The sequence below is a fragment of the Herbaspirillum sp. C9C3 genome (assembly GCF_013359625.1).
Taxonomy (GTDB): Bacteria; Pseudomonadota; Gammaproteobacteria; order Burkholderiales; family Burkholderiaceae_D; genus Herbaspirillum.
The window spans coordinates 219,066-241,397 of record NZ_JABFMQ010000006.1 but is presented as its reverse complement, the minus strand read 5'-3'; the positions used below and the strand labels follow the sequence as shown (position 1 = coordinate 241,397).

Here is a 22,332-nt window from a genome sequence, read left to right as displayed (position 1 = left end):
TTGGCGAGACAAGAAAAGTGAGCGGCTGCCGGGCCGCCCCCGGCGCTCCGTTCCGCCCGGAGAGAGAAAATAATTAAGCTAGAGCGCAGGAAGACATTCCGTGCAGACTACCCAAGAAAACAAGCAAACAATTTCTGATAAGCAACAAAAACAACCCCCAAAAAAACCCCAGCCGAATAAAACTGGCAAAATCTCGCCTGAGCGACACAAGATTCCATACCTGCGCATCACCAATCATCGGCAACAATCCTCAGTCTCACCTCCGATTTTCGTCGACGAATCCACTTATAACTCCAGGTTAATAATGGCTATGTCATAGCCCTTACATCCCTCCCATGAAATTGAACGACATTAGCAACGCTGCCAGAACAATGCGAAAAGCACCCCCACCAGCAACGCCCATTTTTTGCCTGACCCAGCCTGACCAGCCCGCACAAGAGGATGGACAGCGTCAGACAAGTTTTCCGGCGAATAAAAACGGACCAAACGGAGACAACCCACAATGAACGCCTTGAACAAGTTCTTCCGCCTGGAAGAAAACGGCACCACCGTACGCACGGAGCTACTGGCCGGCCTGACCACTTTCCTGACGATGGCCTACATCATCTTCGTCAACCCCAGCATTCTGGGCGATGCCGGCATGCCCAAGGACTCGGTCTTTGTGGCCACCTGCGTGGCGGCGGCTGTCGGCACGCTCATCATGGGCCTGTATGCCAACTACCCCATTGGCCTGGCCCCCGGCATGGGTCTGAACGCCTACTTTGCCTATGCTGTGGTCAAGGGCATGGGCTTCCCGTGGCAGGCTGCGCTGGGCGCGGTGCTGATCTCGGGTTGCTTGTTCCTGCTGGTGAGCGTACTGCGGGTACGCGAGCTGATCATCAAGAGCATCCCGGCCTCGCTGCGCACGGCCATTCCGGCCGGCATCGGACTCTTCCTGGCCATCATCTCCCTCAAGAGTGCCGGCATCGTCGCGGCCAACCCCGCCACCTTCGTCACCCTCGGCGACCTGCACCAGCCGGCCCCGGTGATGGCCATCATTGGCTTCCTGGTGATCGTGGCGCTGGACCGCCTGAAGGTACGCGGCGCGCTGCTGATCGGCATCCTGCTGGTCACGGTGCTGTCCTTCCTCTTCGGCGGCAACCACTTCTCCGGCATCTTCGCCGCCCCGCCCTCGGTGGCCCCGACCTTCCTGCAACTGGACATCAAGGGCGCCATCTCCATGGGCCTGTTGAATGTCGTGCTGGTGTTCTTCCTGGTGGAACTGTTCGACGCCACCGGCACCCTGATGGGCGTGGCCACTCGCGCCGGGCTCATGAAGGAAGGCAAGATGGAGCGTCTGAACAAGGCCCTCATGGCCGACAGCACCGCCATTGTCGCCGGCTCCCTGCTGGGCACTTCCTCCACCACCGCCTACATCGAAAGCGCCGCTGGCGTACAGGCCGGTGGCCGCACCGGCCTCACCGCCGTCGCCATCGCCGTGCTGTTCCTGCTGTGCCTGTTCATCGCCCCGCTGGCCGGTGTGGTCCCGGCTTATGCCACCGCACCGGCGCTCTTCTTCGTGGCCTGCCTGATGCTGCGCGAACTGGTCCACATCGACTGGGAAGACACCACCGAATGCGTGCCGGCCGTCATCACCGCCCTGGTGATGCCCTTCACCTACTCCATTGCCAACGGCCTGGCGCTGGGCTTCATCAGCTATGCCGGACTGAAGCTGCTCACGGGTCGTATGAAGGATGTTTCAGTGGTAATCTGGATCATCGCCGCGATCTTCCTGTTCAAGATCATCTACCTCGGCGGTGAGTGAGCCCTGCCCGGGAACATGAAGTAAATTGAAAAAATCGAGGAGGCAGCCCGGCACGACAGGGGCTGCCTCTTCGGGATCGTGACAAGAGGGAACCCGACAATCATCCGCAACAATCGTGCGCGGACAATCCGTTTCCTCTTTTGACGACCCCGGCACGTTTCTTGAATGCCATCCGGCCACGGGAGACACCACAGGCCGGCCCCGCCCCAAGCGGACAGGCCGCCTGAAAGCAGATCCAACAACAAGAAGCACGCCCCACGATACGCCCTGGAGCGCGCCATAAAGCAGTCTGTTTTGTAGACAATCCATTTCGAGTAAAGCCAAATGCCAGAGACTACCCGCCCCATCCAGTTCTACTTTCGCGGCCAGACCCACGAAGTAGCAGGCCAACCCACGACCCGCACCGTTCTGCAGCATCTGCGCGAGGACCTGCATTGCACCGGCACCAAGGAAGGCTGCGCCGAAGGCGATTGCGGTGCCTGTACCGTGGTCGTGGGCGAATTGCGCGATGACCGGCTGGAACTGAAGACGGTCAATGCCTGCATTCAATTCCTGCCCACGCTGGACGGCCGCGCCCTGTTCACCGTGGAAGACCTGAAGCAAGCCGATGGCTGCCTGCATCCGGTGCAGCAGGCCATGGTGGAATGCCATGGCTCGCAATGCGGCTTCTGCACGCCGGGCTTCGTGATGTCGCTGTGGGGCCTGTACCTCAAGCACGACAAGGATGGCATCACGCCCGGCAAGCGCGAGATCGACGATGCCCTCTCCGGCAACCTGTGCCGCTGTACCGGCTATCGCCCCATCATCGATGCGGCACGCCGCATGGGCGAACTGCCCAAGGTCGAGTTCGACCGCGAGGCCGTCAAGTCGGCCCTGCGCGCCATCGACCAGGACACGCCGCTGGCCGTCACGCATGCAGGCCAGACCTTCCATGCACCGCGCACCCTCGCACAACTGGTGCAGCTGCGTGCCGACCTGCCCAAGGCCCGTATCCTGGCCGGCTCCACCGACGTGGGCCTGTGGGTGACCAAACAGATGCGCGAGCTGGGCGATATCGTCTACATCGGCCGCGTGGAAGAACTACGCGCCATGCAGGTGCAGGACGGCATGCTGGAGATCGGCGCCGGCGTCTCGCTGGAAGAGGCTTACGCCGAAGCCGCGCGCCATTATCCGCAAGAGCTGTCGGAACTGTGGCAGCGCTTCGCCTCCCTGCCCGTGCGCAATGCCGGCACGCTGGGCGGCAACGTCGCCAATGGTTCGCCCATCGGCGACTCCATGCCCTGGCTGATCGCACTGGGCACGCAGATCGTGCTGGCCAGCGTGCGTGGCCAACGTGTCATGCCGCTCGAAGATTTCTACCTGGCTTACCAGAAGTCGGCCCTGCAATCCGATGAAGTGGTGCAGGCCGTACGCATCCCGCTGCCGCGCAAGGACCTGCGCTTCCGGGTTTACAAACTCTCCAAACGCTTCGACCAGGACATCTCTGCGGTCTGTGCCGCCTTCGCGCTGCGCATGGACGGCGACACCATCACCGAGGCGCGCATCGCCTTCGGCGGCATGGCCGCCACCCCCAAGCGGGCCGCGCAGGCTGAAGCGCTGCTGCAAGGCGCTGCCTGGAGCGAAGCGCAAGTGCAGGCAGCGATGGCTGCACTTGCACAGGACTATGCGCCCCTGTCGGACATGCGGGCCACCTCGGCCTATCGCTTGCGCACGGCGCAGAACCTGCTCTATCGCTATTGGCTGGAAACCCGCACCGAGGCGCCGCTGGCGCGTCAGGATGTGCGCGCCTTCGCGGTCAGCGCCGCGTGAAGCCCTTGGACCGAACCAGCAGGAGAACCGCATGAACAAGCAAACCGAACAATTCCTCAACACCCTGGTGCAGCCGCCCAGGGACTGGGCCACCGTGGGCAAGCCGCATCCGCATGAATCGGCGATGCTGCACGTGACCGGCGAAGCCACCTATACCGACGACATCGTCGAGCTGCAAGGCACGCTGCATGCGGCGCTGGGGCTGTCGCAAAAGGCCCATGCCCGGGTGCGCGCGATCGATCTGGAGCAGGTCAGGGCCGCGCCTGGTGTGCGCGCCGTCCTCACCGCCAACGATATTCCCGGCGAGAACGAATGCGGCGCCATCATCCACGATGACCCGGTGCTGGCCGATGGCCTGGTGCAATACGTGGGCCAGCCAGTCTTCATCGTGGTCGCCGACAGCCATGACCAGGCCCGCCGCGCCGCACGCCTGGCAGTGATCGACTACGAAGAACTGCCGCCGATCCTGACCCCGCGTGAGGCGCACGCTGCGCAATCCTACGTGCTCCCGCCGATGCACCTGACGCGCGGCGAACCGGCTGTGGCTCTGGCGCTGGCGCCGCACAAGCTGCGCGGCCAGTTCGACGTGGGCGGCCAGGAGCAGTTCTATCTGGAAGGACAGATTTCCTATGCCATCCCCAGGGAGGGACGCGGCATGCACGTCTATTGCTCGACCCAGCACCCCAGCGAAATGCAGCATCACATCGCCACGGTCCTGAAACTGGCCTCGCATGACGTGCTGGTGGAATGTCGGCGCATGGGCGGCGGCTTCGGCGGCAAGGAATCGCAATCGGCCCTGTGGGCCTGCGCCGCGGCGGTGGCGGCAGCGAAACTGCGGCGCCCGGTCAAGCTGCGCGCCGACCGCGATGACGACATGATGGTCACTGGCAAGCGTCACTGCTTTGCCTATGACTATGAGATCGGTTATGACGACGATGGCCGCATCGTCGCGGCAAAAATCGACATGATCTCGCGCGCCGGTTTCTCGGCCGATCTGTCCGGCCCGGTGGCCACACGCGCGGTCTGCCACTTCGACAATGCCTACTATCTTTCGGACGTGGAAATCCACGCCATGTGCGGCAAGACCAACACCCAATCCAATACCGCCTTCCGTGGCTTCGGCGGACCGCAGGGTGCCTTGGCCATCGAATACATCCTCGACGAGATTGCGCGCAACCTCGGCCGTGATCCGCTGGAGATCCGCCGCAACAATTTCTATGGCCCCAGCGAGGCCGAAGGACCGGAGGCGCGCAACGTCACCCATTACGGGCAGAAGGTGGAAGACAACATCATCCACGGTCTGGTCGACCAGCTCGAACGCACCAGCCGCTATCAGGAACGTCGCCGCGCGGTCGCCGAGTTCAATGCCGCCAGCACGGTGCTCAAGAAGGGCCTGGCTCTGACGCCGGTGAAGTTCGGCATTTCCTTCAACGTGCCGCACCTGAACCAGGCCGGCTCGCTGGTGCACGTCTATACCGATGGCTCGGTGCTGGTCAATCACGGTGGCACCGAGATGGGGCAAGGTCTGAACACCAAGGTGGCGCAGGTGGTCGCCCATGCCCTGGGCGTGCCGCTGGAACAGGTGCGCTGCACCGCCACCGATACCAGCAAGATCGCCAACACCTCGGCCACAGCCGCCTCCACCGGCAGCGACCTCAACGGCAAGGCGGCGCAGGATGCGGCCCTGCAGATCCGTGCACGCCTGGCCGAGGTGGCCGCGCGGCATTTCGGCGTGGAGGCAGCATCGGTACGCTTTGCCGATGGACTGGTGCTGGCAGGCGAGCAATCACTGCCCTTCGTCGAACTGGTGATGAAGGCTTATCTGCAACGCGTGCAATTGTGGTCCGACGGTTTCTATTCCACGCCCAAGGTGCATTGGGATGCCAAGCGCATGCACGGTCATCCCTTCTTCTATTTCGCCTATGCGGCGGCGGTATCCGAAGTGGTGATCGATACCCTCACCGGTGAATGGAAACTGTTGCAGGCCGACCTGCTGTATGACGCCGGCGAGAGCCTGAACCCAGCGCTGGACATCGGCCAGGTCGAAGGCGGCTTCATCCAGGGCATGGGCTGGCTGACCACCGAGGAACTGTGGTGGAACAAGGACGGCAAGCTGATGACGCATGCCCCCTCGACCTACAAGATTCCGGCCATCTCGGATTGTCCGGAAGCCTTCCGTACCGAGCTCTATGCCAACAGCAATGTCTCCGATACCATCCACCGCTCCAAGGCCGTGGGGGAACCGCCGCTGCTGCTGCCGTTCTCGGTGTTCCTGGCAATCCGCGATGCGGTGTCGGCGGTGGGCGCGCATCGTGTCAATCCCCCGCTGCGCGCACCGGCCACCAGTGAAGCCATCCTCGACGCGGTCGATGCCGTGCGCGCGGCCACGCTTACCCAGTAATACGCGGCGGAGAAACATCATGACCACATGGCTGAGCGCATTGCGTCGCATGCAGCAGGACAGCGTCCCGGCGGTGCTGGTGACGGTGGCACAGATCCAGGGCTCGACGCCGCGCGAGCCCGGAGCGCGCATGCTCTATACCGCCGGGGGCCAGTTCGACACCATCGGCGGCGGCCACCTCGAATGGCGCGCGACGCAGATTGCCCGCGCCATGTTGCAGGCCGACGCCGCCCCGCTGACCAACCGCCGCCGGCTCGAACGCATCGCCCTCGGGCCCAGTCTGGGCCAATGTTGCGGGGGCGTGGTGTTGCTCTGCTTTGAGCGCATCGAGGCCGATGCCATATCACTGCACACGTGGCAGGCGCTGGAACAGGCGTGGTCCGAAGGCAGCGACCTGTGGCGCGCACTGCCGCTGGATCAGGACGGGCCGCTGCAACTGATGGATAACGATGGCGAGCCCTGCCCGCCTGATGGCCCCGAACTCGGCTTGCCGCGCGAGGCCTTGCGCCACGCGCGGCAGACGCAACTGGTACGCGACGCACAGGGCCGCCGCTGGCTGCTCGACCTGTGCCGGGCATATCAACCGCAGGTGCTGCTGTTCGGTGCCGGCCACGTCGGCGCGGCCATCGTCAAGGTCTTGTCCAACCTGCCCTGCCGGGTGCTGTGGGTCGATGAGCGTGAAGACATGTTCCCGCCCGATCTGCCGCCGCAGATCCGCATCGAGGCTACCGATGTGCCCAATGCTGCGGTCGACATGGCCGAACCCGGCGCGTATTATCTCGTGATGACCCACAGCCACGCCCTCGACCAGCAATTGAGCGAACGCATTCTCAAGCGTGACGATGCGGCGTGGTTCGGGCTGATCGGGTCCATCACCAAGCGCAAGCAGTTCGAGCATCGCCTCGCTGAGCGCGGTTACTCGGCGGCGCAGCTGGAACGCATCACCTGCCCCATCGGCATTCCCGGCATCTATGGCAAGGAACCCGCCAGCATCGCCATTGCCGTGGTGGCGCAACTGATGCAGCTGTGGGAATTGCGCTTTACCCACCCCAAATCCAAGGCATGGCCACTGAGTCTGGCCACACACGCTCTGGACGGCAGAGGCTGAAGGAACACCCTGCCGTCACCCCTTCCGGGAATCCTGTCGACACGTCCTGGCTGATCGCACCGGATTGCCCTTCGATTCCACTCTCGCAACACGGAAAGCATCGTCACGACCATGCCTTCCAGTATGATGACCACTGAATCGACGGCCCGCGCCCGTGCGCGCGGCGCCGCCTGCATCGAGGAAACACCATGAGCCCATCCCTGCAAGCCTACCGCGCCAGCCTGCTGTATTTCACCAACGATCCCGCCCTCGACGAGCACGCCACCCAATGGCACAGCGATGGCCTGCTGCTGGTGCAAGACGGCAAGATCCAGGCCGCCGGCGACTACGCCACGCTGGCCGCCACCCTGCCGCCCGGCACCGCCATCGAAGACCTGCGCGGCAAGATCCTTTGCCCCGGCTTCATCGATACCCACATCCACTACCCGCAGACCGACATCATCGGCTCGCCCGCGCCGGGCCTGCTGCCCTGGTTGGACAACTACACCTTCCCGGCTGAGCGCCGATTCCAGCAACCGGAACACGCGGCCGAAGTGGCCGATTTCTTCCTGACCGAACTGCTGCGCAATGGCACCACCAGTGCCGCCGTGTATTGCACGGTACATCCGCAGTCGGTGGATGCCTTCTTCGCGGCCAGCCATGCACGCAACTTGCGCATGGTGGCCGGTAAATGCCTGATGGACCGCAATGCGCCGGATTTCCTGCGTGATACGGCCGAGTCGGGGGTGCGCGAGAGTGAGGAGCTGATCGGGCGCTGGCACAACAAGGGGCGCCAGCATTACGCCATCACGGTGCGCTTCGCGCCGACCTCCACCCATGAACAGATGAAGCTGGCGGGCGAACTGGCCGCGCAATATCCGGACACGTATATACAAACCCACGTGGCCGAAAATACCGACGAAGTGAAATGGGTGAAGGAACTCTATCCCGATGCCCGCAGCTACCTGGACGTGTATGACGGCTATGGTCTGATGCGCCAGCGCGCGCTGTATGCCCACTGCATCTGGCTGGATGACCAGGATCGTGCCCGCATGGCGGCCACGCAATCAGCCGCCACCTTGTGCCCGACGTCCAACCTGTTCCTGGGCAGCGGCCTGTTCGACTTCGCCCGTGCCGATGCGGCGCGCGTGCCACTGTCGCTGGCCACGGATGTCGGCGGCGGCACCAGTTTCTCGATGCTGGAGACCATGAACGAGCTCTACAAGGTAGCCCGCATGGGCGGCACCTACCTCCCGGCGCAACGCATGTTCTATCTGGCTACCCTGGGCGGTGCCCGCGCGCTTCAACTGGAAGGCACCATCGGCAGCTTCACGCCGGGCTGCGACGCCGACTTCATCGTGCTGGATCCGCAGGCCACGCCCTTGCTGGCCCGCCGCAGCGCCACCACCGACAGCCTGGAGGAACAATTGTTCGCACTGGCCATTTTGGGTGATGACCGTGCCATCGCCGCGACCTATTCGGCGGGGGTGCGGGTGCATCAGCGCTGAAATCGTTCATATCGGCCCCGATGCGGGGGAAGCCGGGCTTGCCGTTGAGGCAAGTCCGGCTTTTTTTTACGGCCCATTTTGTAGCGGTTTATCCCATCTTTTCGAAACCGCTGGGCGACAGCCTGAGGGAACATCAAACCTCAACGTATCCCACATGCAACATCAATTGATTATTTCCCTTAACACACTAATCAATTGATTTAGTATTGGAGCTTCCGCCATGTCAGCGACCCGATTGCAGGTGCAGCACTTCCTCACCCGCTTGGGTGCCTTGCCCTCCCGGGACATCATCTTGTCGCGTCAGCGCAAGACACTGGAATTCATGGCGCAAATCGATTTCGAGATGGTGGATGTGGTGCGCGAGCTCAAGCAGCTCCGCATCGAGGACTACAGCTACGGCCCCGGCCAGAACGACTGGGGCACAGGCTGGGTCTGGCACTTCGGCAAGACGGTAGCGCAGCACATGGGCGGGCAGGAGCGGGGCCATCGCGTGTACATCAAGCTCTGTCTGGCAATGTCGCGCGAGGGACGCCGGACGACGTGCATGTCATTTCACCCGCCTGAAAGACCAATGCAGTTTCCTTTCAAGAAGCCCCCTGTGCAATGGAGTGTTTGATGGAGTGTTTTATGGAGTGTTTTATGGAGTGTTTTATGGACCTGAAGCCCTTTGAAATTTGCCCCAACTGTGCCGGCGAGGGAACCGTGCATCTTGTCAGCACGACGGAAGCCCGTATCGTGAACAAGGAAACGTTTGACGTACCGGTGGATTATTTCGCCTGCGGCCGCTGTGGCGAGAGCTTCCAGACGCTGGACATGGAAGACAGCCTGGTCAAGGCGCGCGCGCTGTATCGCGCGCGGCATGGAATGGTTGAGCCGGACCGGCTGATCGCCTGGCGCAAGTCGCTGGGGCTGTCACAAGTCGAGCTGGCTGCGGTGCTGGGCTGGGGCGTGGCCACCGTGAGCCGCTACGAAAACGGCAAGCTGCAGTCCGACGCGCATGACAAGGCCATGCGCATGGCAATGGGCTCGGTGGACACCCTCATTGAACTGGTCCGCAGTGCGCGTGATCTTGCTCCGCAAGTGCGTACCCGGCTGCTGGCCGAACTGGAAAAGCGGGCGGGCGCCGCTGCGCTGGAGAAGGCCTTCGTGAGCACCGCACGTACCGCCCCTGCCGAGAGCCTTCGGCTGGACAAGCTCGAACAAGTCGTGCTCTTGCTCAGCGAAGGCGAAGGTGTCTTCGTGACCAAGCTCAACAAGCTGCTCTTCTACAGCGATTTCAAGCATTACCAGCAGCGAGGAAGAAGTCTCTCGGGGCTGGCTTATGAACGCCTGCCCTACGGACCGGTGCCGTCAGCTTTCCGCCTGCTGTTTTCCCTGCTGGAGCAGCGTGGACTCATCGAACAGGCGGAGGTCCAGGTCGGCGCGATGGAAGGGACCCAGGTGCGGGCCTTGCGCAGTGCCGACCGCAATCACTTCGATGAGGACGAACTGGGCCTGCTGCTGGCCATCAAGAAGCGCTTTGCCAAGATGAGCGCCAGTGACATTTCCGAAACTTCGCACCGGGAACAGGCGTGGACTCAGACGCCCATGGGCGCCCTGATCGACTACCGGCACGCTGCCGCACTGAGCTTCTGAATCCTTTCAGCGCGGCTGATACAGATAAAGAAAAGCCTCCACCGCCCGCTGGGCCGACGCCTGCAGCTGATCCGCCGGGATCTCGGTGACCACGTTGAGCATGCGCACTTCCATCCATTCCGCTTCGATCAGCGCGCGAAACTGCATGGCGGCGATCCAGGCGTCAGAGGAGCGCAGCTTGCCCTCCTCCATTTTGACCTTCAGGAAATCGGCAATGCGCGTCCAGCCGCGTTTGGGCCCGCGCTCATACAGCAGCGGCCCCAGTTCCGACTTGCCCGCGTAATACATCGCCAGCCGCTTGACCGCCACGATCTCCGGCCGGAACACCACCCCCAGATAATGATTTGCCAAGCGCAATAAACCGGCCCGTACTTCGTCTTCATTACGCAAGGCCATGAACAACTCTTCAAACTGGCAACCCACCTGCTTGATCATCACCTCCACGAAGATTTCTTCCTTGGAGCTGAAATAGTTGTACAGCGTGGCCTTGGAGCCCCCGATACGGGCCGAGATTTCCGCCATGGAGGCGCCTTCGAAACCGATTTCGTTGAATACCTCGGCCGCGATGTCGATCATCTGCTGCCGCCGCTCTTCACTCTTCTTGCGCATGATTGTCCTGTAATGCCGGCCAGAAAACCGGCCAATCCCGAATTATAGGCGACGATGCCGCAGAAAGCCGCCTGATTACCCTCAAATGCGGTAGAAAAAACCATGTTGCGGCAATGCCGCACAAAGACGAGCAATTTCTCGCAATGTGCCTTGACACTTCATAAAACCGAATACTATACTGAACTGTACAGTTAATAAACATCCGATTTCCTGATTCAGTCGTTCACTCCACTCTCCACGCAAATGAACAAGAACTCATCCCTCCCCGATCAGCGGGCGCCCCATCCGGCGCTGCGATCCGCGCGGCCTACCCTGCCGTGGCGGCGGGCGGTGGCGGTCTCGGCGGCCGTGCTGACGGCCACGCTCATGACCGGCTGCGCCTCCTTCACCGATCTCGGTGCGCGCGCCGAACCGAAATCCATCGATCAGTACCAGACCCGCCAGACCCTGGCCGCTGACGCCGTACAAGCCGCCTGGCCCAGCGACCGGTGGTGGACGGTCTACGGTGACGCCCAATTGAATGCGCTTATCGATGAAGCCCTGCAAAGTGCACCCTCCATGGCCGTGGCCAAGGCGCGCCTGATGAAGGCCGAAGGCAGCGCCCAGCAGCAAGGTGCGGCCCTGTATCCGCAAGTGAGCGGCAACGCCTCGCTGGACCGCATGAAGCAGTCCTACAACAACGGCGTGCCGCCGGATTTCGTGCCCAAGGGTTACAACAACGAAACCCGCACCACGCTGGACTTCAGCTACGAAATCGATTTCTGGGGCAAGAATCGCGCGGCCCTGGCCGCCGCCACCTCGGAACTGGAAGCCAGCCGTGCCGACGCCGCTCAGGCGCGCATCACGCTGGCCACCTCGATCGCCTCGGCCTACGCCGAACTGGCCCAGCTCTACGCCCAGCGCGATACCAATGTCGCCGCCCTGAAGGTGCGTGAAGAGACGCTGGACCTGTTCAACCAGCGCTTCAACAACGGTCTGGAAACCCGTGGCTCGGTCAAGCAGATGGAAGCCCGCCGCGCCATCGCCCAGGCCGATCTGAAAGCCACCGACGAATCCATCGCCCTGCAACGCAACAAGCTGGCCGCGCTGGCCGGTGCCGGTCCGGATCGCGGGCTGCGGCTGGCGCGTCCGCAGATCGATCTGTCCAAGCCCTTCGGCCTGCCGCAGCAACTGCCGGTGGAACTGCTGGGCCGTCGTCCCGACATCGTGGCCGCACGCCTGCGCGCTGAAGCGGCGGGCAAGCAGATCAAGGTGGCGCGTGCGGCCTTCTATCCGAACGTGAACCTGTCGGCTTATTTCGGTTTCCAGTCGCTGGGCATCGACATGCTCACCCGCAGCGGCTCGGACATCGGCAGCTTCGGCCCGGCCATCTCCCTGCCCATCTTCAATGGAGGTCGTCTGCGCGGACAGTTCCGTTCGGCCAGCGCCAGCTATGACGAAGCCGTGGCCAACTACGACCAGGCCGTCACCCAGGCCCTGCAGGACGTGGCCGATGTCGGCGTGAGCGAGAAGGCCCTGGCCGGTCGCCTGCACGACGTGCAAGCCGCCGCCGACGCCGCCGACGAGGCGTATCGCATCGTCAGCAACCGCTACAACGGTGGCCTCAACACCTATCTCGACGTACTCAATGCGCAGGACACGCTCATCAGCAACCTGCGCCAGCTCTCGGACCTGCGCTCGCGCATGTTCACCCTGGATGTCGCGCTGGTGCGCGCCCTGGGCGGCGGCTACCGTGCCGCCGACGACAGCAAGAGCCAAGACAGCGCCACCGCGCCCCACACCGAACAGCAAGCGAAAGGTTGAACATCATGTCCCACAGCGATTCCCAGGCGGCCCACACCCTGGCCGAAGAAACCCGTCAGCGCAATGAAGCGGCCAGCAAGGCGGCCGCCGCGCAAAAGCGCAAGAAGCTCTTTTCCATCTTCGGCGGCGTGGTCGCCATCGTCGCCATCGGTTACGGCACCTACTGGTACCTGATCGGCTCGCGCTACGTCGAGACCGACAATGCCTACACCGCCACCGAAGTGGCCACCGTCACCCCCGCCATCAACGGCATCGTGGCCGCCGTCGACGTGGTCGACACCCAGGCCGTCAAGAAAGGGGATGTTCTGGTGCGCATCGATGATGCCGACGCCAGGCTGGCCGTAGACCAGGCCGCCGCCGACCTGGACCGCACCGAACGCAAGGTCAAGGGCTACTTCGCCAACGATGCCGGCCTGGCGGCCCAGGTGCTGGCCCGCGAAGCGGACCAGAAGCGCGCCAGTGCCCAGTTGCTGTCGGCCCAGGCCGACCTGCAGCGTGCCCAGATCGACCTGCAGCGCCGCGAAGCGCTGGCCAAGTCAGGGTCGGTCTCCGGCGAAGAACTGAGCAATGCCCGTACCGCCCTGCTGACCGCCCAGGCCAATCTGAAGGCGGCCGAAGCGGCTGAAGTGCAGTCCCGCGCCAACATCAAGGCCACCCAGGGCGCAGAAAAGGCCAGCACCGTGCTGACCGCCAACACCACGGTGGCCGACAACCCGGAAGTGGTGCTGGCCCGCGCCAAGCTGGATCAGGCCAGGCTGGACCTGGAACGCACCGTGCTGCGCGCCCCGGTCGATGGCGTCATCGCCCGCCGCCAGGTACAGGTCGGCCAGCGCGTGCAGAGCGGTGCCAGCCTGCTGTCGGTGGTGCCGCTGCAACAGATGCACGTGGATGCCAACTTCAAGGAAGGCCAGTTGACCAAGGTGCGCATCGGCCAGCCGGTGACCATGACGGCAGACCTCTATGGCAGTTCGGTGCAATACCACGGTGTGGTGACGGGCCTGTCCGGTGGTACCGGTTCGGCCTTTGCGGTGATCCCGGCGCAGAACGCCACCGGTAACTGGATCAAGGTGGTGCAGCGTCTGCCGGTGCGCATCTCGCTCGATCCCAAGGAACTGGCGCAGCGTCCGCTGTCGGTGGGCCTGTCGATGGAAGTGGAGATCGATACGCGCGGCCAGATCAAGGCCGGCGACGTCCAGCCCAAGACAGCCAGCACCGAGGCCAAGGCCGCCGCGCTGTAAGCGAGCGACCACCAGGAAAGACTCATCATGTCATCCACACCAAGCGCAACGGCTGGCGACCTGCCAGCCCCCAAGCCCGCCGCCCAGCCTGGTCTCTTCGAGGCCCCGCTGACCGGCGGCCAGTTGGTGGGCGCCGGCATTCTGCTGGCGGCTGCCAACTTCATCGCGGTGCTCGACACCACCATCGCCAACGTCTCGGTCTCGACCATCGCCGGCGCGCTGGGGGCTTCGACCAGCCAGGGCACCTACGTCATCACTTCCTACGCGGTGGCCGAAGCCATCACGGTGCCCCTGACCGGCTGGCTGGCCAATCGCTTCGGCACGGTGCGCGTGTTCATCCTCTCGATGGTCATGTTCGGCCTGTTCTCGGCGCTGTGCGGCCTGGCCAATTCGCTGGGCATGCTGATCGCCTTCCGCGTGATGCAGGGCTTGGCCGGTGGCCCGCTGATGCCGCTGTCGCAAACCCTGCTGCTGCGCATCTTCCCCAAGGAAAAAGCGCCGGCCGCCGTGGGCCTGTGGGCCATGACCACGCTGGTGGCGCCGATTGCCGGGCCGATCCTGGGAGGGGTACTGTGCGACCAGTACAGCTGGCCCTACATCTTCTGGATCAACGTGCCGGTGGCGCTGATCTGCGGCTATCTCGGCTGGCGCATGCTCAAGCGCTTCGAGACCAAGACCAGCAAGCTGCCCATCGATCGCGTGGGCCTGATCCTGATGGTGGTCTGGGTGGCGGCACTGCAACTGATGCTCGATGAAGGCAAGGAAAAGGACTGGTTCGCCTCCACCGAAATCGTGCTGCTGGCCGTGACCGCTGTGGTGTTCTTCATCGCCTTCCTGATCTGGGAGCTGACCGAGCACAATCCCATCGTCGACCTGCGGGTGTTCCGCCATCGCGGCTTCACCGCCAGCGTGACCACCATCTGCCTGGCCTTCGGTGCCTTCTTCGGTTCGGTGGTGCTGACACCACTGTGGCTGCAGGGCTACATGGGCTATACCGCCACCTGGTCCGGCTGCATCTCGGCGCTGACCGGCATCCTGGCGGTGATGACCGCCCCTCTGGTGGCCAAGATGTCCACCACCGTGGATGCGCGCAAGCTGGTCTGCATCGGCGTGACCTGGCTGGGTTTCATCACCTTCCTGCGGGCCTTCAACACCACCGACATGTCGTTCTTCCAGATCGGCTGGCCATTGTTCCTGCAAGGTATCGGATTGCCGCTGTTCTTCGTGCCGCTGACCGGGCTGGCACTCTCCAGCGTGAACGAGGAAGAGACCGCATCGGCCGCCGGCCTCATGAGTTTCTGCCGCACCATGGCCGGGGCGATTGCCACCTCCATCGTCAATACCAGCTGGGAAAACGACGCCACCTACTTCCACGCCGAACTGTCCGGCCTGGTCGATCGTGGCGGCGATGCGGTCAAAACCATGATGGCTGCCGGCATGAGCGCCGAACAGGCCACCGCATCCCTGGCGCAGACCGTGCAGAACCAGGCCGTGATGCTGTCCACCAACCACATCTTCATGATGGCCGCGGTGTCCTTCTCGCTGGCGGCGCTGGCGGTGTGGCTGGCCCCCAAGCCGACCCGGGTGGCCGATACGACAGCGGCGCACTGAGCCTTGCCCTTCTCCCCCCACAGTCCGTCTCCCCCTGCGGACTGGGCAGGCGGCCACTTCGGTGGCCGCCTGTTTTTTTTGGCGGGAATTTGGGCGGGAAGATGGACGGGCTTGGATGCCGAACTTTCTGGATATTCACCCACGGCTTTGCCCCTGCGCCGGGCCGCGCCGGGCGCAACCCTTGGCTGCACCGCCCCAATGCGCGTACAATCCCGGCTCAAGCATGCGGACCACGGTCCGCATTTTTGATTTATGGCGACCTCCCCATCGCGGCCGCCATGACGTCCCGCCGCCAGCCGTGGCTTGATGAACCCGTGGTGTCCACGGAGATCCAGGCCAGCCCGCGCGGCCATGCTTCCCGAACTTGCAAGAAGCGATGCCCGCATCGCCCCTGACCCATGACCAAAGACCTCGCCGCCCACACACCGATGATGCAGCAGTATCTGCGCATCAAAGCGGACCACCCCAACACGCTGGTGTTCTACCGCATGGGCGATTTTTACGAACTGTTCTTCGAGGATGCCGAAAAGGCGTCGCGCCTGATGGGCGTGACGCTCACCCAGCGCGGCTCCTCCAACGGCAACCCGATCAAGATGGCCGGTGTGCCCTTCCACTCGGTGGAGCAATACCTGGCGCGCCTGATCAAGCTGGGCGAGTCGGTGGCGATCTGCGAACAGATCGGTGACCCGGCCACCAGCAAGGGCCCGGTGGAGCGCAAGGTGGTGCGGGTGGTCACGCCCGGCACCCTGACCGACTCTGACCTGCTGCCCGAAAAGGCCGAGCGCTGCCTGCTGGCCATGCAGCTGCTGCCGGCCAAGTCGCGCAAGCAGATGCAGGTCGGCCTGGCCTGGCTGTCCATGGCCAGCGGTGCGTTGAAGATGATGGAATTCACGGTCGATAGCGCCCTGCTCGATGGCCGCGTCAAACAGGAGCTGGAACGCATCTCGGCCGCCGAAGTACTGGTGGCCGATGGCCAGCTGGAGCAGTGTGAGCCGCTGCTGCCCAACCGTGCCGTGACGGTGCCGGACTGGCATTTCGACCAGCCCAGCAGCGAGAAGGCCCTGCTCGATCAACTGGGCGTGGCCACCCTGCACGGCTTCGGCGCCGACGGCCTGGGCCCGGCCATCTGCGCCGCGGGAGCCCTGCTGCGCTATGCGCAATCGACCCAGGGGCGCGGCCTGCAGCACGTGCGCACGCTCACCGTCGAATCCGAAAATGAATTCATCGGCCTGGACGCCGCCACCCGCCGCAACCTGGAACTGACCGAAACCATCCGTTCGCAGGATGCCAATGCGCTGGCGCCCACGCTGTTCTCCACGCTGGACCACTGCCGCACCGCCATGGGTTCGCGCCTGCTGCGCCACTGGCTGCATCACGCCCTGCGCGACCAGCAGGTGGCGCGCGCGCGCCACGCTGCCATCAATGCGCTCATGCGCACCGATGCCTGCTCGGGCCTGTCGGCCACGCTGGCGGCGGTGCCCGACATCGAACGCATCACCACCCGCATCGCCCTGCTCTCGGCCCGTCCGCGCGATCTGGCGGGATTGCGCAGCGGTCTGCAGCAACTGGGGTCGCTGCGCGCCTACGTGGAAATGTGTGCACGTGACGCCGAAGCCCCGCTGCTGGGCCAGTTGCACGAAGACCTGGCGACGCCCGCGGAATGCCTGGACCTGCTGGAACGCGCCATCATGCTGGAACCCGCCGCCATGGTGCGCGACGGCGGCGTGATCGCGCGCGGCTATGACGCCGAACTCGACGAACTGCGCGGTCTGTCGGAAAACGCCGGCCAGTACCTGCTGGAACTGGAAGCGCGCGAGCGCGAACGTACCGGCATCGCCAACCTGCGCGTGGAATACAACAAGGTGCATGGCTTCTACATCGAGGTCACCCACGGCCAGACCGACAAGGTGCCGGAAGACTATCGCCGCCGCCAGACCCTGAAGAATGCCGAGCGCTACATCATCCCCGAACTGAAGGCCTTCGAGGACAAGGCGCTCTCCGCGCAGGAACGTTCACTGTCACGCGAGAAATTCCTCTACGAACAGTTACTCAATGACATGGGCGTTCATATCGTGCGCCTGCAATCCATCGCCCATGCCCTGGCCCAGCTCGACACCCTGGTGGCCCTGGCCGACCATGCCGTGCGCAACAACTGGTGCGCACCGCAACTGGTCGAGGAACCCTGCATCCAGATCGAGCAAGGTCGCCACCCCGTGGTAGAAAACCAGATCGAGCGCTTCATCGCCAACGACTGCCAGCTGGCCGCCGAACGCAAGCTGCTGCTCATCACCGGTCCCAACATGGGCGGCAAATCGACCTTCATGCGCCAGGTGGCGCTGATCACGCTGCTGGCCTATGTGGGCAGCTTCGTGCCCGCCACCAGCGCAGTAATCGGCCCCATCGACCGCATCTTCACCCGCATCGGCGCGGCCGATGACCTGGCCGGGGGGCGTTCCACCTTCATGGTGGAGATGACCGAATCGGCCTCCATCCTCAACAATGCCACCGAGCATTCGCTGGTACTCATGGATGAGGTCGGACGCGGTACCTCGACCTTCGACGGCCTGGCCCTGGCCTGGGCGATTGCCCGGCACCTGATCGACGTCACCCGCAGCTTCACGCTGTTCGCCACGCACTATTTCGAACTGACGCAGTTGCCCGACCTCCATCCGACGGCGGCCAACGTGCATCTCTCGGCCGTGGAGCACAAGGACAGCATCGTCTTCCTGCATGCCGTGCAGAGCGGCCCGGCTTCGCAGAGCTACGGCCTGCAGGTGGCACAACTGGCCGGGGTACCGGCAGCGGTCATCCGCGCCGCCCGCAAGCACCTCTCGGCACTGGAAAGCCAGTCCATGCAGCCGACGCCGCAGTTCGACCTGTTCAGCGCCCCTTCCTTCATGGATACCACAGTGGAAACTGAAGAAGCGCACGATGAACGCACGCCGCCAGCCACGGTCGAACCTGATCCGCTGGCACAGGCGCTGTGGCAGTCGCTGGACGGCATCGACCCCGACGCCCTCACGCCGCGCCAGGCGCTGGATGCGCTCTACCAGCTCAAGGCCCTGCGCCGGGGGCAATGAGGACAGCCCCCACCGCCGCTACCAGCCACCCTTTGACCCGCACAGAGACCGCATGCCGATCCAGCCGCTCCGTCACCTCCTGCTGAGCACCTGCTTGGCGGCAGCCACCCTGCTGGCTGCCGGTGCGGCCCGCGCCGGCGCGCAGGATTTCGCGTTTGCCGTGATCAACCACGCGGGCGCCGGGGTCAAGGGCGACGCCGGGCTGCGCCAGGCGCTGGCCGAGACGGATGCCGACAATCTCGCCTTCGTGGTGGTCAATGGCATCAAATCGCCCTCCGAAAGCTGCGACGACGCGCTCTATGCCCAACGGCATGACCTGCTCGCCCAGGCGCAGAACGGTATCTTCGTCTCGCTGGCAGGCAGCGACTGGATCACCTGCCGCGACCGCGAAAACCGCTCGGACGCCATCGAGCGCCTGGCGCGCATGCGCGATATCTTCTACGCTGGCGAATTCTCCCTGGGCGCCAGCCGCCTGCCGATGCTGCGCCAGTCGCTCACGCCCAAATTTCGCAGCTATGCCGAAAACACCCGCTGGGAAGTCGGCAATGTCCTCTTCGCCACCGTCAACCTGCCGGCGGCCAATAATCATTTCCTGCTCGATGGCGGACGCAACAACGAGTTCGAGGACCGTCTCATCGCCAACCGCAACTGGCTGCAGCACCTCTTCGCCTTTGCCGCACTGAAGAAGAGTGCGGCCATCGTCTTCTTCAGCGATGGCAATCCCTTCGGGACGCCGCCCAGGCGCTCCTTTTTCCGGACCCAGCGCGACGGCTTTGTCGAGACGCGCAAACTGTTTTCGGAACTGGCGGGCAAGTTCCGGGGCCGGGTGCTGGTGGTACATGCTCAGGGCGGCAAGAACAAGGCCGCCGCCCACATCCTCTGGAGCGGCAACCTCGGCAGCGTGGGTGTGGGCGAGCGCTGGCTCAAGGTAGTGGTCGATGAGCACCTGCCGCAACTGTTTGCGGTAGCCGATGCGGATGGAGAACGGCGCTAGGCGGCCAATACGGGTGAAAAACGGCTGGAAAGCGGCTGGAAAACGAGTTTTAACGACTTATATGAAGAAAAACGCCCGCAGAGCGCATCTGCGGGCGTTTTTTAGTCATCGCCGGAAGGAATTTACCGATTTTCGGGACGCCCTCGGCGGCGATGCAAGATCAGTTCAGCGGCTGGCTGCGGAAGTGGTCGCCGGCATCGCCTTCCTCTTCGTCATCGTGGTGGTGATGATGGCCATGGGCGCCATGCACGTGGCCGTGGGCCACTTCTTCCTCGGAGGCGGCACGCACTTCGGTCACCGCCAGTTCGAAGCGCAGGGCGATGCCGGCCAGCGGATGGTTGCCGTCCAGTACGGCCTTGCCGTCAGCGACTTCGGTGACGGTGAAGATGACCGATTCCTCGCTGTCATCGTCGGGCGAACCTTCGAACTGCATACCCACTTCCAGCGGCTGCGGCAGGCGTTCGACCGGCTCGATCTTGACCAGCTCGGAATCGTATTCGCCGAAGGCATCTTCCGGCTCGACCTGGATCGTGGTGCTGTAGCCGGTTTCCTTGCCATCCAGTGCTTCTTCGATCTTGGGCAGGGTGTTGTGGTAACCGCCGTGCAGGTAGACCATCGGCTCGCTGCTTTGCTCGATCAGGTTGTTCTGGGCATCCGACAGCTTGTAGTTGACGGAAACGACGGTATTCTTGGCGATCTTCATCGTAAGGGTCCTTTGTATCGATAGTGGTGCGGGAGCGGCAGGGCTGCGGTTCATGCGCGCCAGGCACCTGCCACCCGGGTTGGGGCCTAAGAACCATCCCCTTGCCATTCCCGCGAGGCAAGGACTCTTTCAAAACGGTTTCTCGACCCTGCGATTATACCTGCATCAAACTTGGTCGCCGCCAATGGCTTGCTGCCGCGCCAGCCCGCCTATAATGGCGACCATGAAAAAACTCGATCTGCTCGGCGGCATCACGCCCGCCCAATTCCTGCGTGACTACTGGCACAAGAAGCCGCTCCTGATCCGCAACGCCCTCCCCGGTTTCACCGCACCGCTGCCGCGCCGCGAACTGTTCGACCTGGCCCGTCGCGAGGAGGTCGAATCGCGCCTCATCACCCACCGCAGCGATGGCTGGGACATGCAGCACGGCCCCTTCAACAAGCTGCCGCCCTTGAAGCAGAAAGCCTGGACCCTGCTGGTGCAGGGCGTGAACCTGCATCATCCGGCGGCCGACGCCCTGCTGCGCCAGTTCCGCTTCCTGCCCGATGCGCGCCTGGATGACTTGATGATCAGCTATGCCACCGATGGCGGTGGCGTCGGTCCGCACTTCGATTCCTATGACGTGTTCCTGCTGCAGGCCCACGGCCAGCGCCGCTGGCGCATCAGCGCCCAGGATGACCTGACGCTGGAGGAAGGCGTGCCCCTGAAAATCCTCAGCCACTTCCAGCCGGAACAGGAATTCGTGCTGGAGCCGGGCGACATGCTCTACCTGCCGCCGCAATATGCCCACGACGGTGTGGCCGTGGGCGAGTGCATGACCTATTCGATCGGTTTCCGCGCACCGGCCTATCAAGAACTGGGCGAATCCTTCCTGGAATTCATGATGGATACCATCGACCTGCCCGGCCGCTATGAAGATCCGGACCTCAAGGCCAGCGCCAGACCGGCCGAGTTGCCGCTGGACATGGTGGCGCGCATCCGGGATGAACTCAACAAGATCCGCTTCACCGACGACGACATCACCATCTTCCTCGGAGAGCACCTGTCGGAGCCCAAACCCAGCGTCTTCTTCGAGGCACCGGCCCAGGAACTGTCCTTTGCTCGCTTTTTCCAGGGGGCCAAGAAACGCGGCCTGGCCTTGCACCGCAAGACACGCATGCTGTATCGCGGCTCCCACGTCTTCATCAATGGCGAATCCTTCCAGGTCAACCGCGGTGACAAGGCCATCCTGGCCCGCCTGGCCGACTCGCGTGTGCTCGACAAAAGCGACTTCGAGCAGGCCTCCGAAGACTTGCTGGAAGCCCTGCATCAATGGCATGAAAGCGGCTGGCTCGACATTATTCGAGATTAGTTAAAAATTATGGTGGCAACTTCTCGAAATTACTTTAGGAAATCCCGGGAAGTGGCTTGCATCAAGCTTTTGCGGCCGCAGGGCCGGGGATGTAAGTTCTTACAAATTCTTACGAATTCCCGTGGCGACGATGTGATTTCGGAAAAAAATAGCTATAATGATGGGCTGGAAAGTTTTCGTTGTCAGGCATTGTTTCGGCAGTAAAAAGATACAAGAACCGAAGCTCGACCGTGAGGTCATACCCGCGGCGAAAGCCTCCTAGTAGAGCGATAATTACCGGTAATTATTCATCGCACAATTTTTAAATACTGAAGGAATATTCATGAAAAAGACTCTGTTGATCGCTTCGTTGTTGGCTGTTGCTCTGGCTGCTTGCGGCAAGAAGGAAGAAGCTCCGGCACCTGCTGCTGCTCCCGCTGCTGAAGCTCCGGCACCTGCCGCTGCTCCCGCTGCTGAAGCTCCTGCCGCTGCTGCTCCGGCTGCTGACGCTGCCAAGCCTGCTGACGCTGCCGCTCCGGCCGCTGACGCTGCCAAGCCTGCTGACGCTGCCGCTCCGGCCGCTGATGCCAAGCCGGCTGAAGCCGCTCCGGCCAAGTAATCTTCGGATTATCTTCGGAAAAAACCGGTCGCAAGACCGGTTTTTTTTCGTCCGGCGTTTTGTCTCACGTACCGCTGGCATCGCGCCCTTCCCTTCACTTT

16 protein-coding genes are annotated in these 22,332 nt (G+C 63.3%); 14 read left to right on the top strand and 2 right to left on the bottom strand.

Annotated features, from left to right (window positions below; all coding sequences use genetic code 11):
- Positions 1-502 precede the first annotated feature (502 nt).
- The 7 genes from HNO82_RS08785 to HNO82_RS08755 all read left to right on the top strand — a co-directional run bounded on the left by HNO82_RS08785 (position 503) and on the right by HNO82_RS08755 (position 10,244).
- Complete coding sequence (locus tag HNO82_RS08785) at positions 503-1,804, top strand: NCS2 family permease (protein WP_175343417.1); 1,302 nt, start codon at positions 503-505, stop codon at positions 1,802-1,804.
- Positions 1,805-2,128: 324 nt separating this feature from the next.
- Positions 2,129-3,613, top strand: a complete 1,485-nt coding sequence (gene xdhA / locus HNO82_RS08780; RefSeq protein WP_175343416.1) for a xanthine dehydrogenase small subunit — start codon at positions 2,129-2,131, stop codon at positions 3,611-3,613.
- Positions 3,614-3,644: 31 nt separating this feature from the next.
- Complete coding sequence (xdhB, locus tag HNO82_RS08775; protein ID WP_175343415.1) at positions 3,645-6,014, top strand: xanthine dehydrogenase molybdopterin binding subunit; 2,370 nt, start codon at positions 3,645-3,647, stop codon at positions 6,012-6,014.
- Positions 6,015-6,033: 19 nt separating this feature from the next.
- Positions 6,034-7,122: a xanthine dehydrogenase accessory protein XdhC gene (xdhC, locus tag HNO82_RS08770; protein WP_175343414.1), complete on the top strand. Its 1,089-nt coding sequence runs from the start codon at positions 6,034-6,036 to the stop codon at positions 7,120-7,122.
- 188 nt (positions 7,123-7,310) lie between these two features.
- Complete coding sequence (gene guaD / locus HNO82_RS08765; RefSeq protein ID WP_175343413.1) at positions 7,311-8,609, top strand: guanine deaminase; 1,299 nt, start codon at positions 7,311-7,313, stop codon at positions 8,607-8,609.
- A 220-nt stretch (positions 8,610-8,829) separates the two neighbouring features.
- The gene (locus HNO82_RS08760; protein WP_175343412.1) at positions 8,830-9,225 is read left to right on the top strand and encodes a hypothetical protein; all 396 of its coding nucleotides are present in this window, start codon (positions 8,830-8,832) and stop codon (positions 9,223-9,225) included.
- A gap of 35 nt (positions 9,226-9,260) precedes the next feature.
- Entirely contained in the window at positions 9,261-10,244 is a 984-nt protein-coding gene (locus HNO82_RS08755) for a type II TA system antitoxin MqsA family protein (RefSeq protein WP_175343411.1), read from the top strand.
- 6 nt (positions 10,245-10,250) lie between these two features.
- Here HNO82_RS08755 and HNO82_RS08750 read toward each other — a convergent pair whose 3' ends face one another.
- Entirely contained in the window at positions 10,251-10,853 is a 603-nt protein-coding gene (locus tag HNO82_RS08750; protein WP_008330781.1) for a TetR/AcrR family transcriptional regulator, read from the bottom strand.
- Positions 10,854-11,096: 243 nt separating this feature from the next.
- Here HNO82_RS08750 and HNO82_RS08745 point away from each other — a divergent pair, with 243 nt between their 5' ends.
- The 5 genes from HNO82_RS08745 to HNO82_RS08725 all read left to right on the top strand — a co-directional run bounded on the left by HNO82_RS08745 (position 11,097) and on the right by HNO82_RS08725 (position 19,579).
- Positions 11,097-12,656 (top strand): efflux transporter outer membrane subunit, encoded by a 1,560-nt coding sequence (locus HNO82_RS08745; RefSeq protein WP_283810167.1) that lies wholly within the window; start codon positions 11,097-11,099, stop codon positions 12,654-12,656.
- 5 nt (positions 12,657-12,661) lie between these two features.
- Complete coding sequence (locus HNO82_RS08740) at positions 12,662-13,894, top strand: HlyD family secretion protein (protein ID WP_175343410.1); 1,233 nt, start codon at positions 12,662-12,664, stop codon at positions 13,892-13,894.
- Positions 13,895-13,921: 27 nt separating this feature from the next.
- Entirely contained in the window at positions 13,922-15,505 is a 1,584-nt protein-coding gene (locus HNO82_RS08735) for a DHA2 family efflux MFS transporter permease subunit (RefSeq protein WP_008330805.1), read from the top strand.
- A 398-nt stretch (positions 15,506-15,903) separates the two neighbouring features.
- A complete protein-coding gene (gene mutS / locus HNO82_RS08730; RefSeq protein WP_175343409.1) occupies positions 15,904-18,585 on the top strand; it encodes a DNA mismatch repair protein MutS in 2,682 nt (893 codons plus the stop codon).
- Between the two features lie 52 nt (positions 18,586-18,637).
- Positions 18,638-19,579 carry a hypothetical protein gene (locus HNO82_RS08725; protein ID WP_175343408.1) on the top strand — a complete coding sequence of 314 codons (942 nt, stop codon included), beginning with the start codon at positions 18,638-18,640 and terminating at the stop codon, positions 19,577-19,579.
- A gap of 160 nt (positions 19,580-19,739) precedes the next feature.
- On the opposite strand, the gene HNO82_RS08720 is transcribed toward HNO82_RS08725, so the two are convergent.
- Positions 19,740-20,282, bottom strand: coding sequence for an FKBP-type peptidyl-prolyl cis-trans isomerase (locus HNO82_RS08720; protein WP_008330810.1), 543 nt, complete (start codon positions 20,280-20,282; stop codon positions 19,740-19,742).
- Between the two features lie 223 nt (positions 20,283-20,505).
- Between HNO82_RS08720 and HNO82_RS08715 the strand changes: the two genes are divergently transcribed.
- Both HNO82_RS08715 and HNO82_RS22235 read left to right on the top strand, forming a co-directional pair.
- A complete protein-coding gene (locus HNO82_RS08715; RefSeq protein ID WP_237713571.1) occupies positions 20,506-21,633 on the top strand; it encodes a cupin domain-containing protein in 1,128 nt (375 codons plus the stop codon).
- Between the two features lie 322 nt (positions 21,634-21,955).
- A complete protein-coding gene (locus HNO82_RS22235; RefSeq protein WP_008330814.1) occupies positions 21,956-22,231 on the top strand; it encodes a hypothetical protein in 276 nt (91 codons plus the stop codon).
- Positions 22,232-22,332: the final 101 nt, after the last annotated feature.